This is a genomic window from Winogradskyella bathintestinalis (assembly GCF_030407435.1).
Taxonomy (GTDB): domain Bacteria; phylum Bacteroidota; class Bacteroidia; order Flavobacteriales; family Flavobacteriaceae; genus Winogradskyella; species Winogradskyella bathintestinalis.
Genome location: NZ_JASDDK010000020.1, coordinates 1 through 6,285 on the forward strand (window position 1 = coordinate 1; position 6,285 = coordinate 6,285).

Consider the following 6,285-nt stretch of genomic DNA (forward strand, 5'->3'; position numbering starts at 1 on the left):
AAGACCGCCAAATTTTTAATTTGGCTTTAAAACTGAAAAGTTAAATCAAAATATAAAAATTCGGCTCTGTGTTAATCCGAAAAGTTAGTGTCTTTTTACACGCTACGTTTCATACACAAACCGTTGTACACAATACCCCAAAAATGCCGAGAATCGAACTTCAAACTGAAATAAAAGCCGACAGAAATATCGTGTTTGACTTGTCGCGAAGTATCGATTTGCACAAAATATCGACTGAACAAACTAATGAAGAAGCAATCGCTGGAAAAACAAGCGGATTAATCGGAATGAATGAAAGTGTAACTTGGAGAGCAAAACATTTCGGAATCTATCAAAAACTGACTTCCAAAATAACGGAATACGATAGACCGAATTACTTTGCGGACGAAATGGTTAAAGGAGCGTTTGCGGAATTTAAACACGAACATCACTTTGCGGAGTCTAATGGCGGAACTTTGATGACTGACTTTTTTGATTACAAATCACCTTTTGGAATTTTAGGAAAGTTAGCGGACAAGCTGTTTCTGAAAAAATATATGACTAAATTACTAACTGAAAGAAACCGAGTTGTAAAAGAGTTTGCGGAATCTGACAAATGGAAAGAATTGATAAAATGAAAAAAGTACTGTGTACAACAATGTATAACCGCAATTACGGCGGATTCGACTACGTCTGAATCCACTCGGAATTGCTAAAGTCTGTTCCAAACCGAAAATTAAAGCATATTAACCCGTAACTGACGGTTATACGAGACCGTTATATGCAAGCTGAGAAAAATGAGAGCTGAAACACAAATTTTAAAAGAAAGATTATCTGAAATTCGAGATACATTACTCGAACTAGAATTTATAAAAAAAGATATTAAAAGTTTAAGAGAAAGTTATAATTCACAAGAGAAAGAAATCTTAACTGAGTCTATGTTTTTTAATAGACTATATAGAAACTACATAAGACTATTCATTATTGATGTTTTTAAATTAATTGGAAAAAAGGAAGACCACAATATTCAAAAGCTTCTTGAATTCTGTAAAATAAACTTAAAAAGAATAGATTGGGAAAATTCAATTTCATTACAAGAATTAAATGATTTAAGTGATAATTTATCAACGATTTCTACAAAATTTGAGCAAATAGAAGGTTTACGGAATAAATATTACGCTCACAACGACAAGAGAAAAAAAACTTTTAAATATGATATTTCGTTAAAAGAAATATGGGAAATTCTAGAAGGTCTTCAAAATATATTCAGTGAATTAAATCTAAAATTTGATAACCATCACTGGTATTTTGATATTCAATATACTACGCCAGGTGTTATTAATAATTTATACAAATTCAAAAAAATACGAAAATTGACATTAAACGGATATGGAAAATTAGATTCATCTATAGAGATTCAAGAACTATTAAAAATAATGAGAGGTTAAAAGCCTGCATATAACACCGTGTATAATTAATTGCTAGGTTCTTTCCCTACTTGCGAATATTCCTGCGGAATATTCACAGGTTCGTAAAAGTTTGCTAACTTAGTTGCTAAACCACGCAACTAATCATACACAAAACCGTTACCTATAATTTTGTCGCCAACAACATTTTTTTTTTAAATTTAAACATCAAATTACCAACTTTAGATTGATTACTCAGATGAATAATGCAACCTGAAAGTATTACGGAGCAAACTCAACTTGACTAAATAAACCAAGATAATTTAGACTTAAAAAAGACTATTATAGGAAACTAAATATCAGCTCACTCTACTCTATTTGACAAATAAAACAACTAAGATAAATTGAGATTAAAAAGATTGATAAAGGAAACCAAGATTGAAAAGCTAACGTTTATCGTTACGGCTGAACTACACGCAGAAAAACCAATCTGAGCTAATCTGGATTCACTAAACGGAGTAATACGCTTAAACTCTTGCGAGAATTAATAGTTCCTAAATATATTTATTGGTGAATTTAAACACCTGAACTCTGTCTGAATAAAATAAAAACTATAGGTAACAACGTGTATAATTAATTGCTTTGTTGAGCTTACGTGCGAAAATTCCGCTGGAATTTTCTCTGGTCCGTAAAAGTTTGCTAAATTAGCTACCGAACCACGCAACTAATCATACACAAACACGTTGTACAACATTTAAAAAAAAATTTCTGTGTTCTTAGAAATATTAGTCTTTTCAATTAACAATATATTAACGCAATATTTTTGGGAAATATTAGTAGTTCTCTTATTATATAATAACAAAAATTAATATTAAAAATGTGAGAGAGGTCTAAATAAGGACTGACAATCCAAAGTCAAAACTTAATTCAAATTGACATAAAAAAATATTGAATTTAAAGATGTAATGAACATCACATAATTTTATCCTATAAACTTATTAAAAAACAAAAATTATGAATTATTTAAAATTTACTATTGCATTGATTCTAACGTTAACCATATTTTCTTGTACTAACAATGAAATTGTCGAAAACGAAGAATCAACACATATATATAAATCTGAAAAAGTTAATTTTACTCAAATTATTAACAATAGAATGGGTAATAAATCCAAAAGCACTAAAGATTCCGATGACTATATTCATTCGGAATTTGAAACAACTATGAATATCCCTGAAAACTTGAGTGATAATGAATTAGACGATTTCATTATGGAAAATCAAAATTCAATAGACGGTACATTGAGGTATCTGATAAACGACAATGATTATATAACTATTGAAATTGTCAATGGAATTCAATCGAGTGCTAAAACGAATAAAAATAACTTTTTAAGGCAAGATTATCCTTGTACCTATGATGGAATTCAAGATTGTGTGCAACACGCTGTATACGAAGAATGGAGTACTTATACTGCTTTAAAATGTGCTTTTACTGGAGGTACAGCTTGTATAATTGATGAGGCGATATCTTGCGCAGAAGAAAATTGTCTATAATAAAAACTTTGAACGATGAAATATTTTATTAAAGCTTTAAGAAAATGGAATGATTTTTCTGGAAAAACTGATTTAAAATCATTCTGGATGTTTTTTTTATTCTTTTCATTATCAGCAATTCCTATTGGCATAATAAGAGCATTAACAGGTTTTGAACATCTTTTTACAATTTATTCAACGATAATGTTAATTCCATATGCCGCGATAGGTTTTAGAAGATTGAATGATGCTGGGTTAAATAGATTTTTATTTTTAATTCCATTTGTAAATTTAATTTTAGCAGTATTTCCAAGTAAATTTGAAACTGAATTAGAATAAAAACGTTGTACAACAACGTATATAAAAAATAGCGATTTAGGTGCTTACCTGAATCGCTTTTATTTAATGAAGTATATTACTTTCCGAAAAATTAGTGCTATAAATCCGCTACTTTTCATATACAAGACCGTTGTAGTGCATTTCAAAAAATCGTAATTAAATGAAGAACATTCTATTTTTATTAATGATATTTAGTCTATTAAGCTGTAAAAACAAAAGTCGGAATTACGATAGTAATTCTTCTTACAGTTCAAGTTATTACGAAGATGAAGATGGATATACTGACGGAACGTACTGCGCTGAAATTGAATATTACTATTATAAAACAGGAACTAGGTCAACTTATACGTTAGAAGTCGAAATTGAGGATAATGAACTAACTATTATTTATTGGCCAAATGGTGGTTGGTTAGATGATAGTCATTTTTACCCACCAGATATTAGCGATGGGTATGCGGAATTTGAAAGTGATCGTGGAGTTGAATATACTATAGAAATTACGGGAGAAGAAGGCGACTGTTATACATCAAGTTCAGCACCTAGCGAAAACTCTTTTGTAGATGATGAAGAAGACCAAATTTGTCCAAGATGTGGAGATAGCAAATATTCTTATGATGACTATTGTGATAGTTGCACAGATGAAGAAGAAAATACTTGCTCAAATTGTGGAGCATATGAATATGGTGTTTATGGTGGACTTTGTTCTAGTTGTCAAGATGATGAGGACGATGATTGGTAAAAACGCACTACAACACCGTGTATAATTCATTGCTGGTTATAGCCTACTTACGAAAGTCCTCGCGGACTTTCTATCTGTGATTTATTTGCTAACTTTAGTGCTTAAACACGCAACGAAATCATACACAAAACCGTTAGCAAAGATTTTGGGCTAACTTGCAATTTCAACGCAATCACTAAATTCTGTGCTTATTTTCAAATCAAAACTACGCTGGAATTTAAAGCTGAACCTTAAAAAATATTATGCTGGAATTTCTTACTCTTGCGGAACGTTACGAGCGAATTTAGGCTTACCCAACTTCTGATCATTACATCAATATTATAGCAATCCTCAACTTTTGGCTGATAAGCGAAATGGCAAAAAGTACTGCTGAACTGTTCGCTGCTTAAAAAATTTGAAATTAGTTGATTAAATCAATCAATTTTGATGTCACGAAAATTTTGGTTGAAAAACAAAACTGATTCTCTTTGCGGAAAAAAACGGAATAATAATTCGGAGATTTTTTTGATATTTAAGTAAAAAATCAATCAACGTCTGAAAAACAAATCGTTCGGAAATACACAAAGGAGTAGCACGTAAAAAGAAAAAACCTTAGCTAACAATGTATATAATTTATAGCTGCTTCTAGCCTACTCACGAAAAACCTCGCGATTTTTCTGTTTAGGTATTTATTTGCTAACTTACTGGCTGAAACAACGCTACAAATCATATACTAAACCGTTAGCAAACATTTAAATGAAGATACTGAAATCAATTGTTGTAATAATATTCACGTTATTAGTTTCCTGTAATAACAAAAAGTTGAAAGAAGAACATAAGTCTGAAAATATAACTGAACATATAAACTTAAAACGAACTGAACAAGATACTTCTAAATTATTTCAAAAAATAAGAATAGTATACGGAGAAGAAAATAAAAGTTGGGAAGAATATGAGGCATATTTATCAAAGAAAAAAGATACTTTTTGGAATCAATGGACATTTTATAAAAATGGAATAATTGATAGTTCAAAAAGTAAGTTTTACAAATTAAAAATAGAAGGAAATAAAAATGACTCAATACTAAAAGGGGAAATTAGTTTTTTCTCACCTGCCGATAGCATTCCAATCTCAAAAATTGAGTCAAGAAAAATCAGCTTAAATTATGTGCAGATAGAAAATGACTCTTTAGTTATTAAGGAAATAAAAACTGACAAAAATATTATTTACTTCGACTATAAAGATTATGAAAATTTGAGTTTTGTGGGATATATTTCTGACCTGCGTTTTATAAAAATTGATTCAATGCCCGAAAAGTTATTATTGAATAGAAATTATTTTGCCATTGATACAGAAATATCGACTAATAATTATTTTGTAGAATTGTTAGAATAAAAACGTTTGCTAACACCGTGTATAATTAATTGCTTTTTTCTGCTTACTTGCGAAAATTCCTGCGGAATTTTCTCTGGTTCGTGAAAGTTTGCTAAATTAGCTACCCAACCACGCAACTAACCATACACAAACACGTTAACTACAAGCTAATTCCAAATCAACATTTTTCTAAAATTTAAACATCAAATTACCAACTTTAGATTGATTACTCAGATGAATAATGCAAACTGAAAAGCATTGCGGAGTAAACTCAACTTGACTAAATAAACCAAGATAATTTAGATTTAAAAAATTAAAGAAAGTAAACCAAATTAAAACTCACTCTACTCTGCTTGAATTAAAAGAAACTAAGATTAAAAAAGACTAATATAGAAACCAAATATCAACTCACTCTACGCTATTTGACAATTAAAACAACTAAGATAAATTGAGATTAAAAAGATTGATATTGTAAACCAAGATTGAAAAGCAAACGTTTATCATTACGGCTAAACTACACGCAGGAAAACCAATCTGTACTAATCTGGATTCACTAAACGGAGTAATACGCTTAAACTCTTGCGAGAATTTAAGTTCCAAAATGAATTTAAAGGAAAATATAAAAATTTGAACGCTGCCTAAATAGAAAAAAGCCAGTAGTTAACAACGTGTATAATTAATTGCTTTTTTGAGCTTACGTGCGAAAATTCCGCTGGAATTTTCTCGGGTTCGGTCAATTTTTGCTAAATTAGTTGCCAAACCACGCAACTAATCATACACAAGACCGTTGGCAACAATTTGCAAACTGAACTTTCCTGAAATAGGTTGACTAAAAATTAAGCAATTAATTACAGTCACTTATGAAAACACAAAATGAACACTGGCGAAAAAAAAGCTATCAAAAAGCAACTTTAGAGACTAAACTTTTAGTCG

General features: G+C 30.1%; 6 protein-coding genes. All 6 read left to right on the forward strand.

The genetic code is table 11. The features are described 5' to 3' along the window. The first annotated feature begins 143 nt into the window (after window positions 1–143). The 6 genes from QMA06_RS16275 (at window position 144) to QMA06_RS16300 (ending at window position 5,373) form a co-directional block, all read left to right on the forward strand. Window positions 144–617 (forward strand): SRPBCC family protein, encoded by a 474-nt coding sequence (locus tag QMA06_RS16275; RefSeq protein WP_290207976.1) that lies wholly within the window; start codon window positions 144–146, stop codon window positions 615–617. A 159-nt stretch (window positions 618–776) separates the two neighbouring features. Then, a complete protein-coding gene (locus QMA06_RS16280; protein ID WP_290207977.1) occupies window positions 777–1,427 on the forward strand; it encodes an AbiU2 domain-containing protein in 651 nt (216 codons plus the stop codon). A 972-nt stretch (window positions 1,428–2,399) separates the two neighbouring features. Further along, the gene (locus tag QMA06_RS16285; protein WP_290207978.1) at window positions 2,400–2,942 is read left to right on the forward strand and encodes a hypothetical protein; all 543 of its coding nucleotides are present in this window, start codon (window positions 2,400–2,402) and stop codon (window positions 2,940–2,942) included. 15 nt (window positions 2,943–2,957) lie between these two features. Continuing rightward, window positions 2,958–3,260, forward strand: coding sequence for a DUF805 domain-containing protein (locus QMA06_RS16290; RefSeq protein ID WP_290207979.1), 303 nt, complete (start codon window positions 2,958–2,960; stop codon window positions 3,258–3,260). Between the two features lie 160 nt (window positions 3,261–3,420). Next, window positions 3,421–3,999, forward strand: a complete 579-nt coding sequence (locus tag QMA06_RS16295) for a hypothetical protein (RefSeq protein WP_290207980.1) — start codon at window positions 3,421–3,423, stop codon at window positions 3,997–3,999. 801 nt (window positions 4,000–4,800) lie between these two features. Beyond that, window positions 4,801–5,373: a hypothetical protein gene (locus QMA06_RS16300; protein ID WP_290207981.1), complete on the forward strand. Its 573-nt coding sequence runs from the start codon at window positions 4,801–4,803 to the stop codon at window positions 5,371–5,373. Window positions 5,374–6,285: the final 912 nt, after the last annotated feature.